This is a genomic window from Cronobacter turicensis, from assembly GCF_041222865.1.
GTDB lineage: Bacteria > Pseudomonadota > Gammaproteobacteria > Enterobacterales > Enterobacteriaceae > Cronobacter > Cronobacter turicensis.
Genome location: NZ_CP165999.1, coordinates 36,415 through 61,188 on the forward strand (window position 1 = coordinate 36,415; position 24,774 = coordinate 61,188).

19 protein-coding genes and 2 pseudogenes are annotated in these 24,774 nt (G+C 51.4%); 20 read left to right on the forward strand and 1 reads right to left on the reverse strand.

Annotated features, from left to right (window positions below; genetic code table 11):
* The first annotated feature begins 10 nt into the window (after nt 1-10).
* The 14 genes and pseudogenes from AB8W27_RS21115 to AB8W27_RS21180 all read left to right on the forward strand — a co-directional run bounded on the left by AB8W27_RS21115 (nt 11) and on the right by AB8W27_RS21180 (nt 21,089).
* Nucleotides 11-12,433, forward strand: a complete 12,423-nt coding sequence (locus tag AB8W27_RS21115) for a hemagglutinin repeat-containing protein (protein ID WP_369833023.1) — start codon at nt 11-13, stop codon at nt 12,431-12,433.
* On the forward strand, nt 12,430-13,125 hold the full coding sequence (locus AB8W27_RS21120; protein WP_282914057.1) for a hypothetical protein: 696 nt from the start codon (nt 12,430-12,432) through the stop codon (nt 13,123-13,125). The genes AB8W27_RS21115 and AB8W27_RS21120 overlap by 4 nt, the downstream gene beginning before the upstream one ends.
* A gap of 253 nt (nt 13,126-13,378) precedes the next feature.
* The gene (locus tag AB8W27_RS21125) at nt 13,379-14,320 is read left to right on the forward strand and encodes a hypothetical protein (RefSeq protein ID WP_369833024.1); all 942 of its coding nucleotides are present in this window, start codon (nt 13,379-13,381) and stop codon (nt 14,318-14,320) included.
* Nucleotides 14,317-15,006: a hypothetical protein gene (locus AB8W27_RS21130; protein WP_282914031.1), complete on the forward strand. Its 690-nt coding sequence runs from the start codon at nt 14,317-14,319 to the stop codon at nt 15,004-15,006. The genes AB8W27_RS21125 and AB8W27_RS21130 overlap by 4 nt, the downstream gene beginning before the upstream one ends.
* 321 nt (nt 15,007-15,327) lie before the next feature.
* Entirely contained in the window at nt 15,328-15,573 is a 246-nt protein-coding gene (locus tag AB8W27_RS21135) for a MafI family immunity protein (RefSeq protein ID WP_369833025.1), read from the forward strand.
* A 373-nt stretch (nt 15,574-15,946) separates the two neighbouring features.
* Entirely contained in the window at nt 15,947-16,459 is a 513-nt protein-coding gene (locus AB8W27_RS21140) for a hypothetical protein (protein WP_282914032.1), read from the forward strand.
* 2 nt (nt 16,460-16,461) lie between these two features.
* A complete protein-coding gene (locus tag AB8W27_RS21145) occupies nt 16,462-16,815 on the forward strand; it encodes a hypothetical protein (RefSeq protein ID WP_282914033.1) in 354 nt (117 codons plus the stop codon).
* A 259-nt stretch (nt 16,816-17,074) separates the two neighbouring features.
* A complete protein-coding gene (locus AB8W27_RS21150; RefSeq protein WP_015740490.1) occupies nt 17,075-17,248 on the forward strand; it encodes a hypothetical protein in 174 nt (57 codons plus the stop codon).
* Nucleotides 17,249-17,628: 380 nt separating this feature from the next.
* The gene (locus AB8W27_RS21155) at nt 17,629-17,826 is read left to right on the forward strand and encodes a hypothetical protein (protein WP_015740491.1); all 198 of its coding nucleotides are present in this window, start codon (nt 17,629-17,631) and stop codon (nt 17,824-17,826) included.
* A 17-nt stretch (nt 17,827-17,843) separates the two neighbouring features.
* Nucleotides 17,844-18,326, forward strand: a complete 483-nt coding sequence (locus AB8W27_RS21160) for a DUF2247 family protein (protein ID WP_015740492.1) — start codon at nt 17,844-17,846, stop codon at nt 18,324-18,326.
* A gap of 343 nt (nt 18,327-18,669) precedes the next feature.
* Nucleotides 18,670-18,981: pseudogene (locus tag AB8W27_RS21165) on the forward strand (integrase core domain-containing protein); the annotation flags it as partial.
* A 120-nt stretch (nt 18,982-19,101) separates the two neighbouring features.
* Nucleotides 19,102-19,452: a hypothetical protein gene (locus AB8W27_RS21170; RefSeq protein ID WP_282914034.1), complete on the forward strand. Its 351-nt coding sequence runs from the start codon at nt 19,102-19,104 to the stop codon at nt 19,450-19,452.
* A 118-nt stretch (nt 19,453-19,570) separates the two neighbouring features.
* Entirely contained in the window at nt 19,571-20,059 is a 489-nt protein-coding gene (locus AB8W27_RS21175; RefSeq protein ID WP_282914035.1) for a hypothetical protein, read from the forward strand.
* A gap of 61 nt (nt 20,060-20,120) precedes the next feature.
* Nucleotides 20,121-21,089: a VENN motif pre-toxin domain-containing protein gene (locus AB8W27_RS21180; protein WP_041924256.1), complete on the forward strand. Its 969-nt coding sequence runs from the start codon at nt 20,121-20,123 to the stop codon at nt 21,087-21,089.
* Nucleotides 21,090-21,154: 65 nt separating this feature from the next.
* On the opposite strand, the gene AB8W27_RS21185 is transcribed toward AB8W27_RS21180, so the two are convergent.
* Entirely contained in the window at nt 21,155-21,370 is a 216-nt protein-coding gene (locus AB8W27_RS21185; RefSeq protein WP_282914036.1) for a hypothetical protein, read from the reverse strand.
* A gap of 72 nt (nt 21,371-21,442) precedes the next feature.
* On the opposite strand from AB8W27_RS21185, the pseudogene AB8W27_RS21190 reads away from it, so the two are divergent.
* From AB8W27_RS21190 to AB8W27_RS21215, 6 genes and pseudogenes are all read left to right on the forward strand, one after another.
* A pseudogene (locus tag AB8W27_RS21190) lies at nt 21,443-21,736 on the forward strand (hemagglutinin); the annotation flags it as partial.
* A gap of 5 nt (nt 21,737-21,741) precedes the next feature.
* Entirely contained in the window at nt 21,742-22,113 is a 372-nt protein-coding gene (locus AB8W27_RS21195) for a hypothetical protein (protein WP_015740498.1), read from the forward strand.
* A gap of 115 nt (nt 22,114-22,228) precedes the next feature.
* On the forward strand, nt 22,229-22,318 hold the full coding sequence (locus AB8W27_RS21200; RefSeq protein WP_282914037.1) for a histidine phosphatase family protein: 90 nt from the start codon (nt 22,229-22,231) through the stop codon (nt 22,316-22,318).
* 196 nt (nt 22,319-22,514) lie between these two features.
* Nucleotides 22,515-23,507, forward strand: a complete 993-nt coding sequence (locus AB8W27_RS21205) for an EndoU domain-containing protein (RefSeq protein WP_282914047.1) — start codon at nt 22,515-22,517, stop codon at nt 23,505-23,507.
* Complete coding sequence (locus AB8W27_RS21210) at nt 23,508-23,990, forward strand: hypothetical protein (protein WP_015740500.1); 483 nt, start codon at nt 23,508-23,510, stop codon at nt 23,988-23,990.
* Between the two features lie 289 nt (nt 23,991-24,279).
* Nucleotides 24,280-24,645: a hypothetical protein gene (locus AB8W27_RS21215; RefSeq protein WP_015740502.1), complete on the forward strand. Its 366-nt coding sequence runs from the start codon at nt 24,280-24,282 to the stop codon at nt 24,643-24,645.
* Nucleotides 24,646-24,774: the final 129 nt, after the last annotated feature.

Here is a 24,774-nt window from a genome sequence, read left to right on the forward strand (position 1 = left end):
GCTTCAGGTCATGGATACCCGTCAACCGCCCGTGCGTTTTTCCGCTCGTCTGCTGAGCTACCTCATTATTTCCCTGCTGGTCTGGCAGCCCGTGGCGCCAGCTTTTGCAGCGGCCATGACGCCCACAGGCCCCACGGCGATGGATAAAGCAGGTAACGGCGTGCCGGTGGTGAACATCGCGAAGCCCAACGCGGCGGGGATCTCCCATAACCAGTTCAAAGACTATAACGTCGGCCAGGAGGGGGTCATTCTCAATAACGCCACCGGGCAGCTGAACAAGACCCAGCTCGGCGGGCTTATCCAGAACAACCCGAACCTGAAAGCAGGCCTGGAAGCGCGCGGTATCATTAACGAAGTGACGGGCGGCAGCCGTTCGCAGCTCAACGGCTACACCGAGGTGGCGGGTAAAGCCGCGAACGTCATGGTGGCGAACCCGTATGGCATTACCTGTAACGGTTGCGGCTTTATCAACACACCGAACGTCACGCTGACCACCGGCAAGCCGGTGCTCGACGCCGCAGGCAATCTCTCCGCGCTGGAGGTCACCCGCGGCACCATCACCGTGGAAGGCAAAGGGCTTGATGCCAGCCAGAGCGACGCGCTGTCGATTATCTCCCGCGCCACCGAAGTGAACGCGGCGATCCACGCGCGCGATTTGAACGTGACGGCGGGCGCGAACCGCGTTAACGCAGACGGCAGCCGCACCGCGATGGCCGGTGAAGGCAATGCCCCTCTGGTGGCGGTCGATACCGGCGCGCTCGGCGGCATGTACGCCAACCGCATTCGACTGGTGTCCGGTGATAAGGGAGTGGGCGTTAACCTTGGCAACCTCAATGCGCGCCAGGGCGATATCACGCTCGACGCCAGCGGCAAACTGACGGTCAAAAACAGCCTGGCGAGCGGCAACCTGACGGCGAAAGGCGACAACGTCACGCTCATGGGCGAGCATAAAACCGGCGGTACGCTGGCGGTCAGCAGCCGCGGTAATGTGGCGCTGGATCACGCAGCGCTCGCAAGCGACAGCGCCATGACGCTTGCCGCCGATGGCACGCTCTCCGCCAGCGCCAGTACGCTCACCAGCGGCCAGAGCCAGGCGCTGAACGGCAAAGCCGTCACGCTGGATAACAATAGCCGTCTTGACGCTAAACGTGACGTCACCCTCACCGGCGGCGCGCTCGCGAGCCAGGCGCAAATCAACGCCGGCGGCAACGCGCAGATAGCAGGCGACAGCCTCACCAACAGCGGGCAGATTGCCGCCACGGGGCGCCTCGATACCCGAACCACCCGCCTGAATAACCGCGGAACGCTGCAGGGCAACGGCGTAACGGTTGACAGCGATGCCGTGACCAACAGCGGGGTGCTGCAGAGCGCGTCGGCACTGACGCTGAAAGGCAAAACGCTCGATCAACAGGGCACCGTCAGCGCGCGCGGCGATGCCACCCTTAACTTTACAGACAGCCTGCGCAACGGGACCAACGGGAAAATCCTGACGGAGGGCACACTCGCGGCCAACACCGGCGAGCTTGAGCAGAACGGCACGCTTTCCGGCACAAAACGCCTCGATATACAGGCTCAACAGGTTACCTCCGGCAAGGGAGCGCTCACTACAAGCCAGGGCGATATTCGTCTTGATGCGGTCGGTAAAGCGGATCTCAACGGCCAGACGATCGCGGCGGGTAACCTGACGCTGACCGGTGACGCCGTCACCACGCAGCAGGACGCGCAGCTGCAAAGCGGTCGCGATCTCGCCATTAGCGCCCATGACGCGACGCTTGACGGCACGCATGCGGCAAAGGGCGCGCTGAACGTCACGGCGCAGCGCCTGAGCCACGGCGGTAAATCTGACTCGGTCGCGACCACTTTTCAGGGCGATGAGTCTCTTAACAACAGCGGCACGCTGACGGGCGACGCGCTGACGCTGCGCGGTAAACAAATCACTAACCGCGGCCTTCTGAAAGGCAGTGGCGCGCTTAATCTCTCAACCGATCGCCTCGATAATCTCGCGGGCGGCACGCTGTACAGCCCGGCCAGCCTGAACCTTGCCGTTCCGACGCTCAACAACCAGGGGCAAATCACCACCGATGGCGATCTGACGCTGCGCGGCGCGCAGCTGACGAACGGCGGACTGTTACAGAGCCATCGCGCGCTCGATATGGCTTACGACAGTTTCGATAACCTCTCCGGCGGTACGCTGTACAGCGCCCGCAATCTGCATCTGACCCTCCCGGCGTTCACCAATCAGGGTCTGATCAGCACCGACGGCGATCTCTCATTGCGCGGCCAGTCGCTGGTAAACAGCGGCGAGATTAACGGGGTGAATCTCAGCGGCGATATCGCGTCGCTGAACAATACTGGCCGCCTGCTGGCGGATAACGCGCTTACGCTGAATACCGGCACGCTCAGCTCCGGCGGCACGCTGGCGGCAGAGCAGGTGACGATCGCCGCAGATCAACTGCAAAACCAGGGGCTGGTGCAGGGCAACCGCGCGCTGAACGTGACAGCGGGTGACACCGACAACCAGGGCGCGCTGCGCACCGGCGGTACGCTGGCGCTGGACGGGGGCACGCTCACCAACGGCGGCGAGCTTAGCGCCACGGCGCTGCTGCTGTCGCTGGCGAAACACGCTGATAACCGCGGCAAACTGGTCGCGACCGACGCGCTGCACCTTACCACGCCGGCGTTCACCAACACCGGCACGCTGGCGGCCGCCACGCTCGATCTCGACAGCGCCGCCGTCACCAACAGCGGCGCGTTGCAGGCGACCGGCGATGTATCCGCGCACGGTAAAAAGTTTGATAACCAGCAGGGCGGGGTGGTGCTCGCGGGCGGCGCGCTTGCGCTGGATCAGGACACGCTCAGCAACGCCGGGCTGTTACAGGGCGACACGCTCGCGGTCGCCGCGCAGGACTGGCGCAACGAGGGCAACGCGCTCGGGCAAAACGGCGTCACCGCACAGATTGACGGCACTCTGACCAACCAGGGCAACGTGTTAAGTCAGCAGGCGCTTGATATCCGTGCCGGTAATACGGATAACCGCGGTGCGCTGATGGCGAAAGTGCTGGCGCTGCATGGCGATCTGCAAAACAGCGGGCTGCTGCAGGGCAGCGATGCGCTGAACTGGGATGGCGCCACGCTCACCAACGCCGCAGGCGGTAAAGTCACCGGCGGCAATACGCTCGCGCTCAACGGCACGACGCTCGACAACCAGGGCCAGATGCAGGGCCGCGCGCTCAGCGTGACCGGCGACAACCTGCGTAACGGCGGTACGCTGCAGGCGACCGACAGCCTGAACGCCACGCTGAGCCAGACGCTTGAGAATAACGGCGCGCTGCTGAGCCAGAACCAGGCGGACGTGAGCGCGGCGCAGCTGACGAATGACGGCACGCTGGCGGCACGCGCGCTGACCGTTCAGGCGCCCGGCATCACTAACCGCGGGACGCTTGCGGGCAACGACAGCCTGAGCCTCACCACGCGTAACCTTTATAATGGCGCTCACGGCCAGCTTGCCACCGGCGGCGGCCTGACGCTGGATCTCGATCGTCTGGAGAACCAGGGGCAGTTGTCGGTTAACGACGGGCTGACGCTCCGGGGCAACACGCTCATCAACGGCGGCGATATCAACGCCGCGGCACTTGATGCCTCGCTCAATGGCGCGCTGGATAACGCCGGGCGACTGATGGCCGACGGACGTGCGCAGCTTACCGCAGGGACGATGACCAACAGCGGCACGCTCGCAGCGGATGACGTCACGCTGGGTGCCGGAATCCTCCACAACAGCGGGCTTATTCAGGGCGCGCAGCACGCGCAGGCCACTGCACAGACGCTCACGAACGACGCCAGCGGCACCTGGCTTTCTGGCGGCGCGCTGACACTCAACGGCAACCAGCTGACTAACGCCGGACAAGTGCAGGGCGACACGCTGACGCTGACCGCCGGCAGCCTCGATAACCGCGGCGTGATAAACGGCATTCAGGGGCTCACGGGCACCGTTCAGGGCGCGCTTACCAATGACGGGCAGATGGTCAGCCGTGGCGACGCGGCGCTTAACGCCGACAGCCTCACCGGCAGCGGGCGGATGGTGGCGGATACCCTGACGCTTCAGGCGAATCGGCTTACAAACAACGGCCTGTGGCAGGGCGCGAAAGGGCTGACCGCGACCGGCGACACCCTCACCACGGGCGCGAATGCCCGCACGCTGAGCGGTGGCGATCTTTCGCTTAACGCCGGAACGCTTAACACCGGCGGGACGCTGCAGGGCCAGCAGGTCAATGTAGACGCCGACAACTGGACCCACGGCGGCACGTTAATCAGCCTCGGCGGGCTGGGCGCGCAGACGCGCGGCACGCTGACCAACAACGGCTCGCTGTTAAGCCAGGGCGCGGCCACTGTCACGGCGGGCGAGCTTGCCAACAACGGCTCATTGCTGAGCCAGGGCGCGCTGACGCTCGACGGCCAGCGGCTGACCAACCGCGGCGCGCTGCAGGGCGATACCCTGAGCGCGTACCAGAACCAGATCAACAACCAGGGCACCCTGACCGGCGTGCAGGGGCTGACGCTCACCGCCCGCCCACAACCGCGGATGGCCCGTATGCTGCTGGCTGTACCGGCGCGCGAGCTGATCAATGGCGCGAACGGCGCGCTGCTCACCGGCGGCACGCTGCGTATTGATTCTGGCGCGGTGACCAACGCCGGGCGCTGGCAGGGGCAAAACATTCTGCTGAACGCCCAGCGCCTCGACCACAGCGGCGCTATCCAGAGCGCGGACGGCCTGAACATCACGCTTTCCGGCGATCTCACCAGCCTGGCGGGCAGTAAAATCACGGCGCTCGGCACGGCAGCGCTGAACGCGCTCGCCATGACGAACCAGGGCGAATGGGCGGCGAAAAACCTGACGCTCACCGGCAACAGCCTGCGTAACGACGGCGCTATCACGGGCGTCAACGGCCTGACGGCGACGGTCAATAACGATCTCACCCAGACCAGCGGCGGCAAACTGTTAACCGGCGGCGCGCTGACGCTGAACGCAGGCGCGGTAAATAACCAGGGCGCGGTGCAGGGCGGCACGCTGGATGTCACCACCGGCGACCTGACCAACAGCGGCCGGTTGCAGGGCGATAACGGCGTGACGCTCACCGCGCGCGGCTCGCTCACCAATAACGCGGGCGGACAGATTGTCAGCCGCCAGGATCTCGCCGTGACCACGCCGGTGCTCCTGAACTATGGGCTGATGCAGGGCGGCGGCGCCACGCGGGTGGAGGCCACCACGTCGGCGCGCAACGACGGTAAGCTGCTTTCCGGCGGCCAGCTGACGCTCACCACGCCGCAGTTCACCGGCGCGGGCTGGCTGCAGGCGACGAACCTTATTCTGAATGCCGCGAATGCGACCAACAGCGGCACCTGGCTTGCGGATCAGGGCACGCTGACCGGCACCTCGTTCACCAACCAGGGCACGACGCAGGGCGGGGCGCTGACGGTCAACTACGGCACGCTCAACAACAACGGCACGCTGCTCGGTAATAACCAACTGACGGTGAATGCCAGTCAGGTCAACCAGCAGGCGGCGGGCAAATTCTTCTCCGGCGGCGATTTGTGGATTGACAGCGCGGGGCTGGACGCGGCGGGCCAGCTGGTGGCGCTCGGCAATCTGACGCTTAAGCTCACTAACGCGTTTACCAATAACAACGCGCTGGCGGCCGGGAAAACGCTCACCGTCACCAGCAATGGCGCCATCGATAACCGCGGCGTGCTGCAGGGCCAGGCGGTGAATGTCAGCGCGGGCGGCGCGCTCACCAACAACGGACAGATCACGACCGGCAGCGGCGCGAGCACGCTCGGCGGCAGCAGCGTGGCGCTGAACGGCGCAGGCACGTTACAGGGCGGCGGCGATGTGACTATTGCGAGCCGCGGTAATATCACCGTGGACGGCTTTACCGGCACCCGCGGCAGCCTGACGCTCACCGCGCCAGGCAATATCGTCAATACCGCGCTGCTCTATGCGGCCAATAACCTGGCGCTCTACGCCAACAGCATCACCAACCAGCGCGGCGATATTCTCGCGGGCAACAGCCTGTGGATGCAGAAAGACGCGGCGGGTAATGCAAATGCGGAAGTGGTGAATACCTCCGGTAATATCGAGACGCAGAACGGCGATATTACGATTAAGACCGCAAGCCTGCGTAATGAACGAGCAGGGCTTCAATTAACCATGCAAACCCAGAGTTCAGGCTCTACTTATGCATGGATGGGACAACCGAATGTAAATATTCCTGTCGCTGACTTAGGAATAGATACCCTGGTTCAGGATTCATATATTGCTCTTTCTAACGAAACCTCAGGTAGCTGCAGTGGTGTACCTTGTTTCCGTTATGCATACAACATTATTTATTATCATCCTCTTAAAGAGTACGAAACGCGGAAGTTTATATTAGAAAAAACACAGCAACAAATATCAGCCGAAGGTAGTGGTGCTCGTATTTCTTCAGGCCGAAACCTGATGATTAGTGCAGGCGTGCTTAATAACCAAGCCAGTAACATAACCGCAAATAATAACATTAATCTGGAAGGCAAAAGTTTAAATAACCAAAGCTATCAAGCCGGTACGCATATTAAATATGCAGTATATAACTACTCGGGACCCAAGCCTGGCTCGCGGAATGTTGATACCACGGGTTATACGATGAACGGCACTCGGTATCTCAGGGATGTAGCTTATAAATTTGAAAATTATGTAACAGAAACTGAAAACGGCGAACTCTACCGCGCCGTTATACAAGCCGGTGGTAACGTCACCGCGAATTTTGCCGATAATATCAGTAACACCAGCACCACCGCGAACGCAGGAAAAGTCAGCAACACCATAAACACGCCACCCCTAAATACTCTGAGCCATCAAAGTATTGGCGGTAGCGTGCAAAAACAGGGCCTGGCGGGTGGCGCGGCGGTCGCCGTCAATTCGCCAGAATGGAAAGATCAGCTTCAGGGCGCGCTGCAACAGATCAGCGGCGGCGGTGCGCTGGAGAACAGCGCAGGCGGCAGCGCGCTGGCTAACCTCTCTGCCACCAAAGCGGGTAAAGCGAATCTTGGCAATACTTCTGGCCTCGCCAGCGCAGGCGTAACGGCGGCGAGCGCGGCGAATATCACCGGCGGCGCGCTCGCGAACACGCCAGGCAAACCCGTCGATACCAGCGCGTATCCGCTGCCTTCTGGCAACAACGGCTTTTTCGTGGTCTCCGATAACCCCAAAAGCCCGTACCTGATCAACGTTAACCCGAAACTGGATGGCCTGGGCGAGCTCGATCCGGCGCTGTTTGGCGATCTCAATAAGCTGCTGGGCGTCCAGCCTGGCGCCGCGCCGCGTGAGACGCGCACGAGCTTCACCAATGAAAAACAGTTCCTCGGCTCGTCATACATGCTCGGGCGGCTCAACCTTAACCCGGAGTATGACTACCGCTTCCTCGGCGATGCCGCGTTCGACACGCGTTACGTCAGCAATACGCTGCTGAACCAGACCGGCAACCGCTATCTCAACGGCGTCGGCTCCGATCTCCAGCAGATGCAGTACCTGATGGACAGCGCCGCCGCGCAGCAAAAATCGCTGGGCCTGAAGTTTGGCGTGGCGCTGACGCGCGATCAGATCGCCTCGCTTGATAAAAGCATTCTCTGGTGGGAGTCCGCCACGGTGAATGGCGAGACGGTGATGATCCCCAAACTCTACCTCTCGCCGAAGGACGTCACGGTTAATAACGGTAGCGTGATCGCGGGGAATAACGTCAGCCTGAAAGGCGGCGACATCACCAACAGCGGCAGCACGCTGCTGGCCAGACAGGATCTCAAACTCGACAGCCAGAACAGCATCAGCAACCTTAACGACGGCCTGATGAAAGCAGGCGGCGGCCTGAGCCTGAGCGCCATTGGCGACATCAATAACATCAGCTCAGCCATCAGCGGGAAAACCGTGGCGCTGGAGAGCGCCGACGGCAGCATTAACAACATTACGCTTGCCGAACAGACGAGCATCGACGCGCGCGGCAAGTACGGCAGCGTCATGCTGAAAGACACCACGCTCGGCAGCACGGCCACCATCAGCGCGCAGGATAGTCTGGCCTTACAGGCCGGTAAAAACATCACGCTCACCGGCGCGAACCTGACCTCCGGCGGCGATCTGCTGATGAACGCCTGGGGCGATATCGCGGTGAATGCCAACCAGGTAAACGATGCTTACGGGCAGTCCGGTTTACGCAATAACACCAACACCAGCCGCTCTTCGGTGACTTACCAGGGCAGCACCCTCAGCGCAGGCGGCAATCTCGGCATCAAAGCCGGCGACAACCTGAGCGTGGCGGCAGGCGATATCAAGGCAGGCGGCAACGCGGCCCTCGCGGCAGGCGGCGATCTCAATCTCGACGCGCTGCAAACCAGTAAAAACAGCCAGAACGGCAAGAAAGAAACACACAGCACCGGGCTCGATCGCACCACCGTTTCCGCTGGCGACAACCTGACGCTGAGCGCAGGCCGGGACATCAACGCGCACGCGGCGGCCCTGGCGGCGGAGGACAATATCGGCGTCCAGGCCGGACGCGACGTTAACCTGAACGCGGAGGCCACTACCTCAGGCGACAGCTACCGCTCGAAGAAAAAAACCACCATCAACGAGTCCGTGCGTCAGCAGGGCACGGAGCTGGCGAGCGGCGGTAACACGGTCATTGTCGCCGGGCGCGATATGAATGCCGACGCGGCGCAGGCTACGGCGAAGGGCGACATCGGCGTGACGGCAGGGCGCGATATTAACCTCGCGACCGCCACCGAGAGCGATTACCACTACAAAGAGGAAACCAAAACCAAAAAAGGTTTCCTCAAGAAAACCACCACGCACACGGTCTCTGAGCAGAGCGCCACGCGCGAAGCGGGCACGCTGCTGAGCGGCGATAATGTCACGCTGAAGGCGGGCGAAGATTTGCTCGTCAAAGGCTCGGCGGTGGCAGGTGACGGTAACGTCGCGCTGAGTGCCGGTAAAAACGTGGAGATCGCGGCGGCGACCAACACCGATTCGAACTGGCAGCTCAAAGAGAAGAAAAAGAGCGGCCTGATGGGATCTGGTGGGATCGGCTTTACCATCGGCAGCAGCAAAACGCGCCATGAGCTGAAAGAAAAAGGTACCACCCAGAGCCAGAGCGTCAGCACCGTCGGCTCGACCGGTGGCAACGTGACCGTCACGGCGGGCGAACAGGCGCGTGTCAGCGGCGCCGATCTGGTGGCGGGGAAAAACCTCACGCTTACCGGCGACAGCGTGGTTATCGAGCCGGGGCACGATAAACGTACGACTGATCAGAAATTTGAACAGAAGAGCAGCGGGTTAACCGTGGCGCTTACGGGGGCTGTGGTCGATGCCGTCAATAATGCAGTGACGGCGGCAAAGGACGCTACAAAGCAAAGCGATTCTCGTCTTGCCGCGCTGCAGGCGACCAAATCGGTGCTTTCCGGTTATCAGGCAGTACAGGGCAAAGAGATGGCGGACACCACCGGTGAGCCTAATGCCGGTATCCGCGTCAGCGTTTCTCTGACCACGCAAAAATCAAAATCTGAACAGCATCAGGTATCTGACCAGGTCACCGGTTCGACGCTGAATGCCGGAAACAACTTGTCGATTAACGCCACCGGTAAAAATCACGGCGCTAACAGCGGCGATATTGTGGTTGCGGGCAGCAGCATGAAAGCGGGCGGCGATGCCAGCCTGAATGCGGCGCGGGATATTCTCCTGACCGGCGCGGCGAATACGCAGAAAACCACCGGCAGTAACAGCAGCAGTGGCGGCGGCGTGGGCGTCAGCTTTGGGGTTGGTCAGGGAAGTGCGGGCCTGAGCGTCTTTGCAAATGTGAATGCGGCGAAGGGCAAGGAAAAGGGTGACGGCACCGACTGGACCGAAACCACGCTGGATAGCGGTGGCAAAGTATCGCTGCACAGCGGACAGGATGCATCGCTGATTGGCGCGCAGGTGAGTGGTAGCCAGGTGACGGCGGATATCGGGCGCAACCTGACAATTACCAGTCTGCAGGACAGCAATCACTACGACTCCAAACAGAGCAGCGTGAGCGCAGGCGGCAGTTTCACCTTCGGCAGCATGACGGGTTCTGGCTATGTTAATTTTAGCCAGGACAAAATGCACAGCACCTTCAAGAGCGTTGCTGAGCAGAGCGGGATTTTCGCTGGTAAAGATGGCTTTGACGTCACTGTCGGAAGCCATACCCAGCTCAATGGCGGGGCGATCGGCAGCGCCGCTACGGCGGATAAAAACAGCCTTGATACTGGTACGCTGGGCTACAGTAACCTTACCAACAAAGCGGATTATAAGGTGTCGCACTCAGGCGGCGGCTTCAGCTCTTCCGGTAGCTTTGGGCCGCAGGGGGCTCTCAGTGCGGCCAGTACGCTCATGTCGGCCGTGGGCAGTTCCGGACATGCGCAGGGCACCACCCAGGCGGCGGTTTCAGAAGGCACTATCACTGTTCGCGATACGGCACACTCGCAGGATGCTGGTGGACTGCAAAGGGATGTGACGCAGGCCAACGACGCCATCAGCCCGATCTTTAACAAAGAGAAAGAACAGAATCGCCTGCAGGCCGTGCAGATGGTCAGCGATATCGGTAATCAGGTGGCCGATATTGTGCGCACGCAGAGCGATCTTGATGGCCTGAAAGCGGCGATAGCCCAAACGGGCACGTCACTGCAGGGGCTGCCGGAGAAAGAGCGCCTGGCAAAACTGGCGGCCTTGCGTGATACGGCCGTCTACAAAAAAGTGACCGAAAACACCGGCACCGGAAGCGATGTGCAGCGTGCGATCACCGCCGCGACCGCCGCTGTCAGCGGGCTGGCAGGCGGAAACCTGAATGCCGCGTTAGCGGGGGGGGCGGCGCCGTATATCGCTAATGAGATCGGTAAAAACATCACCGACCAGAATACAACGGCGGGCATTATGGCCCACGCGGTGGTCAACGCCGTGCTGGCGAAAGTGCAGGGGCAGGACGCACTGACCGGTGCATCTGGCGCAGTTGTCGGTGAATCGATGGGAATTTTGTTGGCGAAGCAAGTGTACGGCAAATCTCCTGCAGCGCTGACGGATACCGAAAAACAGACCATTGCGGCACTCTCTACGCTGGCATCCGGCCTGGCAGGCGCACTGGCGGGTAACAGCACGGAAGCGACAGCGACCGCCGCGAAGGCCGGGCAGACGACGGTTGAGAATAACTTTTTGGGGGAAGACTCCAGGAAAAGAAAGGATGCGTTAGTTCACAAGGGGCTGACAGAAGGGCTGGCCGAGGATGAAGAAAAGGATCTCATTTTCCTTGATAAGACAAATCAACTGAGTGATGAGTATCTCGATAAATACCGTCATGACCCTGGTTCATTAACACCGGATGAAAAATATGTCCTGAACCAGGCGCTCAATGCCTTTTTTCAGGAAAATTCAAAATACTATGACGCTGATACCGTAAACAAAATGGTGGGCAGCCTGTTTTCGGAAGGCGCTACATTCAAAGATTATGGTTTCCCGTTCGCCGCAAGCAGTGAACTCAAAAACAAAATTACGGACAACAATAAGGCCGGACTGGGTTTCTGGGATGCCTTAACCTATACAAGGGATATTTCGCCACAGGAACGGTTGTATAAGGACGCAATAAGCGATCTGGGTGCGGTGAATGAGCACGCATACTGGGGCCGAGTTGGCGAGCCAGTATTAAACTTTTTGCCAGGCGCGCCAGGGCTTGTAGTCAACGTAAAAGATGCGATTACAGGCGGCAGCCAGATGGGGCAGGCAACAGCCTCCTTCCTGAATGATGGCCCGAATGCGGATTCCGCAGGACGCTTCCTGGAAGGTTTCCTGAACGCAGCAGGCGCCGTGGCTGGTACACACTGGGGTTATAAGAGTGGCTATGCGGGAAATGAACTTGTTGATAGCGGGATTGTTTCTCCGGGTAATTATCTTTGGCAAGAAAGTACACTCGTTAAAAAACCCTTTTATGATAAACCCCAGGAAGGGGGGATTTTAAATATAGGTGCAGGTAACAGACCGATTGAAGGCGCTTATAATATTTCTCATCCTGATTACCCTAAAGGGGTCGGTGTATATGCTGGCGATGCTAATGATTTGTCGAATATTGCTACAGGCTCCCAAAAAACAATCATCATGGAAAATCCTTATGGATTTAAACCATTTAATGATGAGGTTTTAAGGGTTTTAGATAAAGATGGAACAATTGTAGTTAAAGGTACATGGAATAATCCAGCAATCCAAAGGATTGAAAAGGATGCTAAAAAATATGGGTTTACATTAACTGAAAGGAATGTTATTCCAAGTACTGGTTTCTCACAGACTGATGGAAAGCCAATAAAAAACAAAAAAGTTACTGAATATAAATTTAAAAAAGGTGATCATAAATGATGAAATATAATATAAATATCACGAATTGTTACCATAAATTAATTTGTTTGGATAATAATATTGGTTTGAATTCATATTTCTCAATTCTGGATCTTGTAAGTAAGAAAGAAAGGGCAACTATTTTATTAAATAATATCGTTGTAAATATGCATGATGAATCATGGTATGGTGCAATAGCTGGCAATAACAATAACAGTATTGTGACCAAGGTTTTGAATGATTTAAGTGTTAATGACTTGGATGTTTTTACTTTAATGCTGCAACGGGCGGAATTAGTGGTTTCAGGAATAAAGTGTGTATATATTAAGTTGTCAACAAGTACTGGTGACTATTATCATTCTACAGGGAATGAGTTTTGTATTGGGGATAAGCAGATATGGCTTGCTGGCAGTTGCTCTGATTACGGAAACTCGGTCATTGACATTATCCTGATTTTTGATGGAGAGATTGATTTAAGTTTTTATGAGTCAGATATAGTTATAGAATCGATTAACTATGATAACTTTATTAATCCTCTTGATGTTGATAATTTCAATAAAGCATATGATTCTTTTATCTCTTTAAAAAGAATAAAGATAGAAGATTTGGGTTTTAATAATATAAAGTGCGGGCTTTTAGGGTTTTATGAAAATGTCAAGTATTTTGACCATGGCGAAACTGGAGATATTGCCATCAAACATTATAAATTTTAGCAGTTAAGAATAAATTTTTTGACGGGGTAAAAAAGTGGTTTGTTCAGAAGGGCCGTCAGAGGGACTGATCCAGTATCAATAAAAGAATTTCATCCTGCTCTGGGAAATAAATCAACTGAATGATAAATATCCCGATAAAGACTGGCATGACCTTGGTTCGTTAACCGCGTATGAAAGCGATGCCCTGGACCAGGCGCGCAATGCCTTTTTTCAGGAAAATTCAAAATACTATGACGCTGATACCGTAAACAAAATGGTGGGCAGCCTGTTTTCGGAAGGCGCTACATTCAAAGATTATGGTTTCCCGTTCGCCGCAAGCAGTGAACTCAAAAACAAAATTACGGACAACCATAAGGCCGGACTGGGTTTCTGGGATGCCTTAACCTATACAAGGGATATTTCGCCACAGGAACGGTTGTATAAGGACGCAATAAGCGATCTGGGTGCGGTGAATGAGCACGCATACTGGGGCCGAGTTGGCGAGCCAGTATTAAACTTTTTGCCAGGCGCGCCAGGGCTTGTAGTCAACGTAAAAGATGCGATTACAGGCGGCAGCCAGATGGGGCAGGCAACAGCCTCCTTCCTGAATGATGGCCCGAATGCGGATTCCGCAGGACGCTTCCTGGAAGGTTTCCTGAACGCAGCAGGCGCCGTGGCTGGTACACACTGGGGTTATAAGAGTGGCTATGCGGGAAATGAACTTGTTGATAGCGGGATTGTTTCTCCGGGTAATTATCTTTGGCAAGAAAGTACACTCGTTAAAAAACCCTTTTATGATAAACCCCAGGAAGGGGGGATTTTAAATATAGGTGCAGGTAACAGACCGATTGAAGGCGCTTATAATATTTCTCATCCTGATTACCCTAAAGGGGTCGGTGTCTATGCTGGCGACGTTAATGATTTGTCGAATATTGCTACAGGCTCCCAGACAAAGATCATTATGGAAAACCCTTACGGATTTGAACCATTTAATGATGAGGTTGTAAGGGTGTTGGATCAAAATGGAACAATTATAGTTAAAGGTACATGGAATAATCCAAAAATCAAAGGCATTGAAAAGAAAGCTAAAAAATATGGCTTTACCTTAACTGAAAAAAATGTTATTCCAAGTACTGGTTTTTCGCAGACTGATGGGAAGCCAATAGCTAACGATACAGTTACTGAATATATATTTAAAAAAGGTCATTACAAATGATTAATTATAAATTGGATATATCAGATTGTTATAATCAAATGATTTGCCTGGATAATTTTATTGGTTTGAACTCATATTTTTCAATCTTGGATGTTATTGATAAAAAAGAAAAGGCATCTGTATTATTAAATAATATTGTGGTAAATATGGATGAGAAATCATGGTGCGGTGCAATAGTAAACAATAACAGCATTGTTACCCAAACTCTGAAAGGCATAAATGTTGATGAGTTAGATGTTTTTAGGCTAATGCTGCAACGAGCGGAATTAACGGTATCGGGAATTAAATGTGTATATATTAAGTTATCAACTAAAACTGGCGATTATTACCACTCTACAGGCAATGAGTTTTGTATTGGGGATAAATATATATGGCTTGCTGGCGACTGCTCTGATTTCGAAAGCTCGACTGTTAAGATAATGCTGGTTTATGGCGGGGAAATTAATTTAAATTTCCATGAGTCAGATGTGGTAATTGAATCGATTGACTTTAATAATTTTATCAAACCGGATGATGTCGATAAATTTAATAAAGCCCAGGATTCCTTTATCTCTTTAAAAAATAGAAAGATAGAGGATTTTGGTTTTAATAATATTAAATCCGGTTTTTTAGAATTTGAAAAAAATATTAAGTATTTCGAACATAGCGAAACTGGAAACACTGCGATCAGAAATTATAAAGTTTAACACTTGAGAATACATCTTGGGTGGGGTTAAAAAGGATGGGTTTGTTCAGAAGGACCCGTCAGAGGGACTGATCCAGAATCAAGAAAAGAATTTCATCCTGCCTTAGGAAGTAAATCAACTGAATGATAAACATCCCGATAATTACCGCCATTACCCCGGTTCGTTTATCAGTCAGAAACTGTAAAGGTTATTACTGCTTTTTCTGATGCTTCACCAATCCCAAGTAGATTTAAACCAATAAAATAAGGGGGAATGATGCAGGGTTTAGATGGAAAGATAAAAGAATTCGGCTCTCTTTTTTATGGCTGACTAGATACAGGGATGTTGCAAGATGCAATTAGCTATGTTGACCACAATGAAAGAGGATTAGCATTTGAAAAAATTTGCGATCATCTTAGTGAATATGACATTCCAATTACCGAGGAAGAGTATTGCATTGCTATATCTCTATGTAATGATTTAAAAATGGATGTTAATGATGTCAGCATTGTTTATATGAAACGATTAGTCTCTAAGTCAATATCCTACCCTTCCAGTCACAGCTTTATCTTCTGCCTGTTGACATAAGCCACGCTCAGTTCCTCGGCGAAGCCGTACAGTTAACGAGTGTTGTGGGGGATACGATGCAGTCTGGCATTACTCGAATCTGTATGGGCATCCCGTCGGCAAATCCTGCCAGCACTATCCACACGCTGTGCAAAAAGCGCGTTATGCATGGCTCAAGTGCAGGGCTTATAGCGTGCAGCCCGTTGCGGCTCTGCATTCGGTCAGACGAAGAAATATGATTAGGTAAGGCGGCAGAGAGGAGCGGCGTCATCAGAGCCCGCTTCGTCAAAACAGGCATTTTATAAAATCCGCACGCACGCGCGAGTGGGTTGGATATGAATTACGGGGTCGTTAACGCAATACCGGCGTTGCGCAGGGCACCACCCAGGCGGCGGTGTCAGAAGGCACCATTACCATTCGCGATAAGGCGAACTCGCAGGATGCTGGCAGACTGCAAAGGGATGTGACGCAGGCTAACGATGCCATCAGCCCGATCTTTAACAAAGAGAAAGAACAGAATCGCCTGCAGGCCGTGCAGATGGTCAGCGATACCGGTAATCAGGTGGCCGATATTGTGCGCACGCAGAGCGATCTCGATGGCCTGAAAGCGGCGATAGCCCAAACGGGCACGTCACTGCAGGGGCTGCCGGAGAAAGAGCGCCTGGCAAAACAGGCGGCCTTGCGTGATACGGCCGTCTACAAAAAAGTGACCGAAAACACCGGCACCGGGAGCGATGTGCAGCGTGCGATCACCGTCGCGACCGCCGCTGTCAGCGGGCTGGCAGGCGGTAATCTGAATGCCGGATTAGCGGGTGCTGCGGCGCCGTATATAGCCAGTGAGATCGGCAAAAACATCACCGACCAGAATACAACGGCGGGCATTATGGCCCATACCGAAGGATGGTAAAAATGACTTCTATCGGAAAAGTACCAGGTTATATTGAATTGCTTTCATTTTTTGAAAGTACACCTTTTCTTTCTGATGAAATAGATCACAGATTTGGTTATTCGTATACTGATAGCAATGGGGTTAAATTAATTTTTTCTTATGCTGCGCTAGAGGGGTGGATACAAACCATTATTGAATTTAATGGCAGCGTTATATCCCAGCATCTTAGTGAAGGAGTAAATAGCTTTGAAATTAGAACTGAAATAAAAGGGGGGGTTTTATATTCAAAAATAAATTCTTCCAGTTCAGTGACACGAATGGAGATTAGGTTAAAACCACAAATATCAGTTAAGTGGAATACATTATTGAAATAAATAATCGTTTTGAATGTATAACATAAAATAAAGCTCCCGGCCTTTGAACCAGGTTTATGTTTGCATGCTTGATCACCATCACATCGTCGATGCCGTTAGGCGCGCGCGGCCATTGGCTCATAACGCTTAATCCTTGGGGCAACCTGTAATTAATGGAGTGAAAATTGATGTCATCAAAAAAGAAAATCAAGTTACAAGTGGCTACCCTGTAGGTGGAAAACCAACTCCTGGATTCATTCCAGTTAATTGAGGTATATAAATGTATAAAAAATTTGATTTATGTATAAGCGATTTTAGTGATGATATAAGCCCCGGGGATTATTGGTATGATTGTGCAATTATTGAGGCTTCAGAAATATTGAACCATTTTAATAAATCGGATTGGGGAAGCCTGTTTGATAATCTAAGTGATAAAATATTTTTTGGAAAATAAGATTAACCGAATGTTTGGGAGGGTTAAATAACCCATGTGAAGTTAAAATTATATTGGAACTCATTAAGACAGATGATCCTGATTTGTTTGTCTGTTGTATTGACTCGTTAAGAATTATAGAGTTGAGTCATTTATCTAAAGACGAATTAGATAATATTAATGATAAAATATCCTTTGCAAAGAAAAATGCTTCCTTGCCAGTACGATGTGTTTTAGAGGCTTTTACGCGTAAGTTTATAAGTAACTAATGTCAGAAATCACCCAATAGTGTATTGGTGCAACAAAAAGAAAAAGTGTCGCAAGTTGCAGAACAGGTTCTGATTTATTACAGGACTGGCAGTGGCTTGAAACCATATCTATCTCGCAGGTGAGCCAGTTTCTTGTCCAAAGAGCAATTAGAATCTGGCAGGGTTTTTATTTTGGTTGGGGGAGATGGTGTTAAAAGAACTCAGCTCCAAACAAACGGTTCATTTGATGGTAAGAATGGCATATTTAATCCATCAAACAGTGTTACCCATCAACGATTTATTTCAGGTGGCACTGTGAATGGAATACCCAATCAACGAGCAAAAAAATAAATGCGAGGGTAAAAAAGATGACGTTTTCGTTAATGAATAGTAAGTTAAAGTTTAGCTGGGAGGATATATGCTGGGGATACAAGCATCATTTAATAGGATGGAAAGATGTTGTTTGTTATGCAAGTGATAAAATCTCTCACGGTAATGACAATGAAGTTGTTTTTGGTATTTCATTGATAGATAAGCATAACCTTCATGAATTGGATGAACTGCTAGGAAAAATAGCAGTAATTTCTGATGATTATAGTAATGATAAATGGTTGTATTTTAAGTTATTGATGCTGTTTATTTCTAAAGATGAAATTAACGACCCATTAGGCGAAGTTGAGAAAGTTTATGATTTTTTTGATTATCCAGAGGAAATCAAATCATTTGTAAGGTACATGCCCGTTTCCGAAGATTATGACCCAAGTAAACATACGGTAGAGGAAAATATTCAGCGTTTATATTCTAATTGGAAAGGTTATTTAGATAATAAGATAGTATCATTTTTAAAATGACGCTATAGATCCTAACCTGAATGATCGGGATCGTACTAAAAACTTCCAGACTTACCCAAAATGCCCGTTCCCGCACTTCATCACCGACAAATCGCCAGTGTCGTTAAGCGCCGGGGATGGTCTTGACCAATGAAGCATCTTTTGTCGGTTAATATAAGCCACGCTCAGCCTCTTGTATCGCACCACTGCAAGCAGTACTCCGTGTAGTGAAAACGATGTGGCCCGGCATCGCACGGTTTGGGAGCGCCATGCCTACAGCGCAGAGCCTGACGTCCATGAAAAAGGCGGTAGTTCTGACTTGAACGCTGGACTGCGCCCATAGTAAAGGTGGCTTTGACACTAAGGGCCGGAGTTCACTTGCCGCGCACTGGATCAATGGGCCTTTGAGCATGGTGTGGAGTTACGCTTAATCCAGCCGGGCAAGCCAGTGCAGAACGGATTTATTGAGAGCTTTAACGGACGATTTCGCGATGAATGTCTGAATGAGCACGGGTTCAGCGATATCCTTCACGACAGGAAAATCATTAATGACTGGAGGCAGGATTATAACGAGTGTCGTCCCCATTCAGCACTGAATTATCAGACGTCATCAGAGTTTGCAGCGCGGTGGCGAAATGGGAAATGTGAAGGTAAACAAACCGACATTACTAACTGATGGCTGTATCAAATACTGGAGGCAGGTCAAGAGATCCTCCACTGGAACGCTAATACTTACCCCCATAGATGAGTTTCGTCAGAAGTTCTCTGGTGAGGCTATTTTTACTAAGGTAATAAAATGAAGAATATAGACGCTTTATTAAGCGCATTTGGATTGCCATCATCTTCTATAGAAACTAAGGTAATTGTAAATGCAATTTTAATTATACGTGGGAGTGAGTGTTATTTAGTTCCTGGAAATACTAACTATGAAAGCCCTGACCGTATAGAACTGTATTATCCCAACCTTGAAACTTTACTGGATGAAGCTGTGGGCGGGTGGGTTGGCGGCCCAGCAAGTTATTATGACAATGTCGTTATTACGGGTGTGCTTAAAAAGGGTGCAACTACATTAAATCCCTTATCTATCAGTAAAATAGAAAAATGTAAAATTATTAGAGACGGAGAAACTTATGAGGTCATAAGCTGATTATTAATCCCGGCCTTTACGGCGGGATCGTGCCGCCAGACTCACCCACATGCCCATTCCCGCACCTGATCACCTGCACATCTCCGGTGTCGTTAAGCGACGGGGATGGTCTTGACCATTGAAGCATCTTTGGTCGGTTGAAGTCAGCCACGCTCAGCCCCCTGGCATCGCACTACTGCTAATGGTACTCCGGGTAGTTAAAACCAGGCTCATACTTGAACCCCCGGACAGCGCCCGTAAAGGTGGCTTTGGCGCCACAGGCGGTAGCCATACCCAATGCAATGGCGGGACGACTGACAACACCGCCGCCGCGGATAAAAACCGGCTGGAGACCGGCACGCTGAGCTTTACGGATATTGGCAATAAGGCGGATTACAAAGTCAGCCATAAAGGCGGAACGATTGGTGCCGGTACGGGGTCAGGGTCTTTAATAGGGCTGGCGAGCAGCGGGCTTTCCGCTGTCAGCGGGGCGATGCTGTCAGGACTTGGCAGCAGCGGTCATGCCAGCGGTACCACGCAGTCTGCAGTATCGGAAGGGACTATTGTTATCCGAGATAAAGCTGGCCAGCAACAGGATGTGGCCTCGCTGAGCCGCGACGAATGCTAACGACACGGTCAGCCCGATCTTTAACAAAGAGAAAGAACAAAAACGCCTGCAAATTGCACAAATGACCGGTGATATCGCCGGGCAGATGACCAGCATGGTGATGACGGAAGGCGACATCAATGCGCTGAAAGCGGCCCGTGCCTTTCCGGGAAATGCGCATTTAAGCGCGGAAGAACTGAAGCAGACACAGGCGTATCGGGACGCCTTTAGTGAATACGGCACCGGCGGGAAATACCAGCAAATTGCGCAGTCGGCTTCTGCGGCGATAGCAGGGCTGGTCAATGGCGATTTCTCAGGTGCTGTCGCAGGCGCTGCCGCGCCTTACATCGCGACATTTGTGAAAAATCACACCAACGAAGACAGCGCCCGGCGCATTCTGGCCCACGCGCTGGCGGGCGCTGTGATTGCAAATGCGCAGGGTAAAGATGCGCTGGCAGGCGCCGCCGGGGCTTCCACCGGTGAACTGACGGCGAAACTGGCGCTCGATCTGTACGGCAAAAAACCGGAACAGCTGGGTGAAGACGAAAGACAGCTGGTCAGTGCGCTCTCGTCCGTTGCCGCAGGGCTCGCCGGCGCGGCCGTCAGCGACAATACCGCGGGTGTTCAGGCCGCAGCGCAGGCCGGGAAGAATGTGGTAGAGAATAATGCATTAAATGGAAATGATGCCCAGGAAAAAAGCAACATCCAACTTGCTTTTTCTGAAACCGGACTTACTCTTCATCCTCGCTCGCTTGAAGAAATTGAATCCTTAGAGAAACGGCGTGATCAGCTGCTACGTTTAAGTGAGGTCGTAGATCAATATGTAAAAGATGCCTGTTCACAAGGGATAGCCTCAACTTCCTGTCAGGAAGCCAACGTACTCCTGTTAGGTCTTCAGCAGAGTTATGACGGTTATCTCGGCAGCATGACTTATAAAGACCTTAACAAAGATGAATATGCAAAGGTTAGCCAGTTAATAGCAGAGACCACTGGTGGAAGCTGGGATTACACAATTGAGGATTATGCAAAAACCCATAACATAAGTTACTAGGAAGCGAAGGATAAATTTGCCAAAGCTATTCCTATCAATCAGGCAGCAGACATCATTGGCATACTCTATGGATTTAAAAATCCGAAAGGTGGAAAAGCTTCTTCTGTTGCTCCTGCTCTTGCCTCGTCGATAAAACGAGTCTTGTCTGTATACGACAAGTCTAAACAGCTCATTGCCAGTGGTACTAAAGGTAATAATGATGTATTAGCTTTAGCTGGAACAGGTGACAGCGGATATTTTTCATTTGGCGAGTGTTCAATATCGCCTGTAAATTTATCCAAGGGAACTAATGGAGGCAACAAACAGTCTGGAATCAATGAGACTGGCAAAATTGAAAAAAATTCTTCCTCCGGAAAAATTGGGGGAGAGCACGTAATAAAGCTATTGACATCGTTGGAGGGTTGGGGGCGGATTCTTTACCAGTTTTCGGCGAATGGAAATTAGCGCTGGATATAGTAAAGTTATTGGTCGGCAATCTAATGACAAAAAAAGGCTGGAGAGTTGATTACGACCCACAAAAAGGGGTGCATATTAATATATGGAACTATACTAAAGGTAAATGTATTAGAAAGGCAGAAAAAATAGTTATACCATTAGAAGGTAATGAAGAAACGTTCGCAAATATACTTAATCAACTGAACAGGTAATTGATATGACCTTATTCGAAGAGTGTGCGGAAGTATTGAAGTCTAACTTTACCATCGTTATTGGCAATGATGAGAAAATGGCAATTAAAATATTATATGACCATGGGGCCATCAATGGGTATATTGATTGGGGTATCAAAAACTATACGCTTTATAATGATTTTCAGGAGCTTTTGAAAAGTGGCATCGTAAAGGATGATAAATTTTTTGTTTTTGCGGATGACGTAGATGTCCCTATTTTTGAAACAACCCTATCTCTTATCGCTGCAAACGCGGATGATGTCTTAGCTTTATGCCCTAAAATATATATTTACAATAACGACTTTCTTTTGCAACCCATGTATCCATATGGGGAGATTCATTTTTTAAAAAAATAAAGTCACATTAAAGATATTTTTTTATTCTACCCGATTATGGTTATACAGACAGTGAGTTATTTTGATAAGTTTTACTAAAATTTCCGATATGATGTTTTGATTAAATCTTAAACCCATGAACCTTCTCCTTATTCGCCACGCTGAAACAACATGGAGCCGCGGCGGACTCATTCAGGGGCATCAGGACGGCCCGTGGAGTACGTGAAACCACAGCGCTGATAACCGCTCTGGCGTACGATTTCCCCTCGGTTGATATGGTGTACACCTCGCCTGCGGGCCGCGCGCGTCATATGGGTAACGCCATCGCAAGCCATTTTCGCTGCCACTCTCTGTTGAGCCACTATTACAGGAGCAGGCATTCAGCGATTACTAAGGCCTGTCGCGGGTGCAGTTACAGCGTGATGATCCCACCAGTGCAAGAGCGCTGTTTTCAACCGATGCGTTATTTGCGCAGCCTGACAGCGACCGCCGCGAAGGCCGGACAGACGACGGTTGAGAATAACCTGCTGCGTGGTGGAACAGATGACGGGCAGGTAAAAGCGGCGCAGGAGCATGCGAAAAATATCATGTCCTGCGCAGATGATCCCGGCTCAGAACCCTCCCGTAAGGGAAAGGCACTACAGAATGCGATAATAGTTGCCTTGCCAGCTGATCTTGGTTGGGGAATGCTGATAGCGGCAACATCGGAATTAGCAGCAGCGGCTCAGGTTGCTATCAGAGCATGTGCTGGTAATGTCGTGCTGTGCCTGAATAATGCCGGCATCATGACGTCGGAGGCCATCGTTCCGGGAGGTGTGGGAGCAGGTGGTGCGATAGGTATTGGTAAGACCACGCTGGAGGCAACAACGGCTGAAGCTGAAGCTGTTGCGGCCAATGCGGCAAAAAATAATCCATCATGGAAAGCTGGTGAGTATCTTGAGGATTTTAAACCTTCACCGACACCGCGAGAGCTGATAAGAGAGCAGGGTGGGAAAGGTTCACAAACTGCCAATATCAGAAGGGATCATATACTTAATGGAGAAGTGAAAACTCTTAAGGATGGGACTAAAGTTGGTTCTGGCGGACACTATCTCCGTGATCCAAACATCAAGATAGATAAAATGACTGGCGCACCAGATGCCAATGGTGTTTCGACAGGATATATTTCAGTGAGAGATCCAGCGACAGGACAATGGGTAAATAAGAAGGCTGAAACTACATTCTTCCCTGAGCAATGGTCAAAAAGACAGACGGCTCAGGAGATTGAGAACGCGTTTAAGAACTCATCTCCAGATCCTTTTGATCAAAATAAATGGCAAGGTGTATCTTCTTCTGGTGTTAAAATACAAGGTTACTACGGTAAACATGATGGAAAAGGGGCGGCAGCATGGCCTGTATATGGTGGGGGTAAATAAATGTATAGTAGAAAAATATACTTAAGATGGAGTAATTTTAACGAACAATTTATTCCTACGGTATTAGGTCCTGGTGAAGATTTGAGGTGTGTTCCCAAGCAGGGATATGGAGCTAGTGAAATTGCCGCGTGGTTATCATCAGATTTTCCAAATGGTATCAACTCTATTGATATTTGGATTAAAAACCTAATCAACCTAGGTTCAGGAATAACAACTGATGGTAATTTTGGGATGGGTAATGCTCACTGGGTTATGGTGACTCAAGATAGAGTTTTCATCGGCTGTGAATATGTTGAAGAGCAGCAAGTACTTTTAACTATCAAGCAAACACTATATGTACTGGAGCAGTATCGTTTATTCCTGGAAGGATCTTATACAAAAGATTTCCCGGCAGAACCAATTGATGTTGAGTACCTGGCAGAAGGTAGAGATGCTATCACACAGTATGAGTCTCTAGACGGGGCACATTGTTTGCCATATTAACGTTGAGAATAAATTTTTGGGTGAGAGCTTAAAGAGACGGAAGGATGAGTTAGTTCAGAAGGGCTGACAGAGGGGCTGACCCTGGATGAAGAAAAGGCTCTCATCCTCCTTGATAAAAAAATCAGCTGAGTGATGAGTATCTTGATAAATACCGTCATGACCCCGGCTCATTAACCCCGGATGAAAAATATGTCCTGAACTGAAGAAAAAACTTACGGACAGCAATAAGGCCGGACTGGGTTTCTGGGATGCCTTAACCTATACAAGAGATATTTCGCCACAGGAACGGTTGTATAAGGACGCAATAAGCGATCTGGGTGCGGTGAATGAGCACGCATACTGGGCCCGAGTTGGCGAGCCAGTATTAAACTTTTTGCCAGGCGCGCCAGGGCTTGTGGTCAACATAAAAGATGCCATTACAGGTGGTAGCCAGATGGGGCAGGCAACAGCCTCCTTCCTGAATGATGGCCCGGATGCGCATTCCGCAGGACGCTTCCTGGAAGGTTTCCTGAACGCAGCGGGCGCCGTGGCTGGTACACACTGGGGTTATAAAGATAGTGTAACGCCATCAGGTAGCTATTCTTCGGACTGGCAGAACAGTAATATTATTCCTGATAAAGTTGCTGCACAAGCACAGCAAGATTTGATTAATTAAATTAATAATTTTAAATCTAATAGTCAAGCGGAGAAAGTAGCTGCAATGATAGGCGCATATGACCTATTTCAGGAAAAACTGCGGTTGGTTATAGTAATAAAAAGATTACAGCAGAGTCATTACACCCAG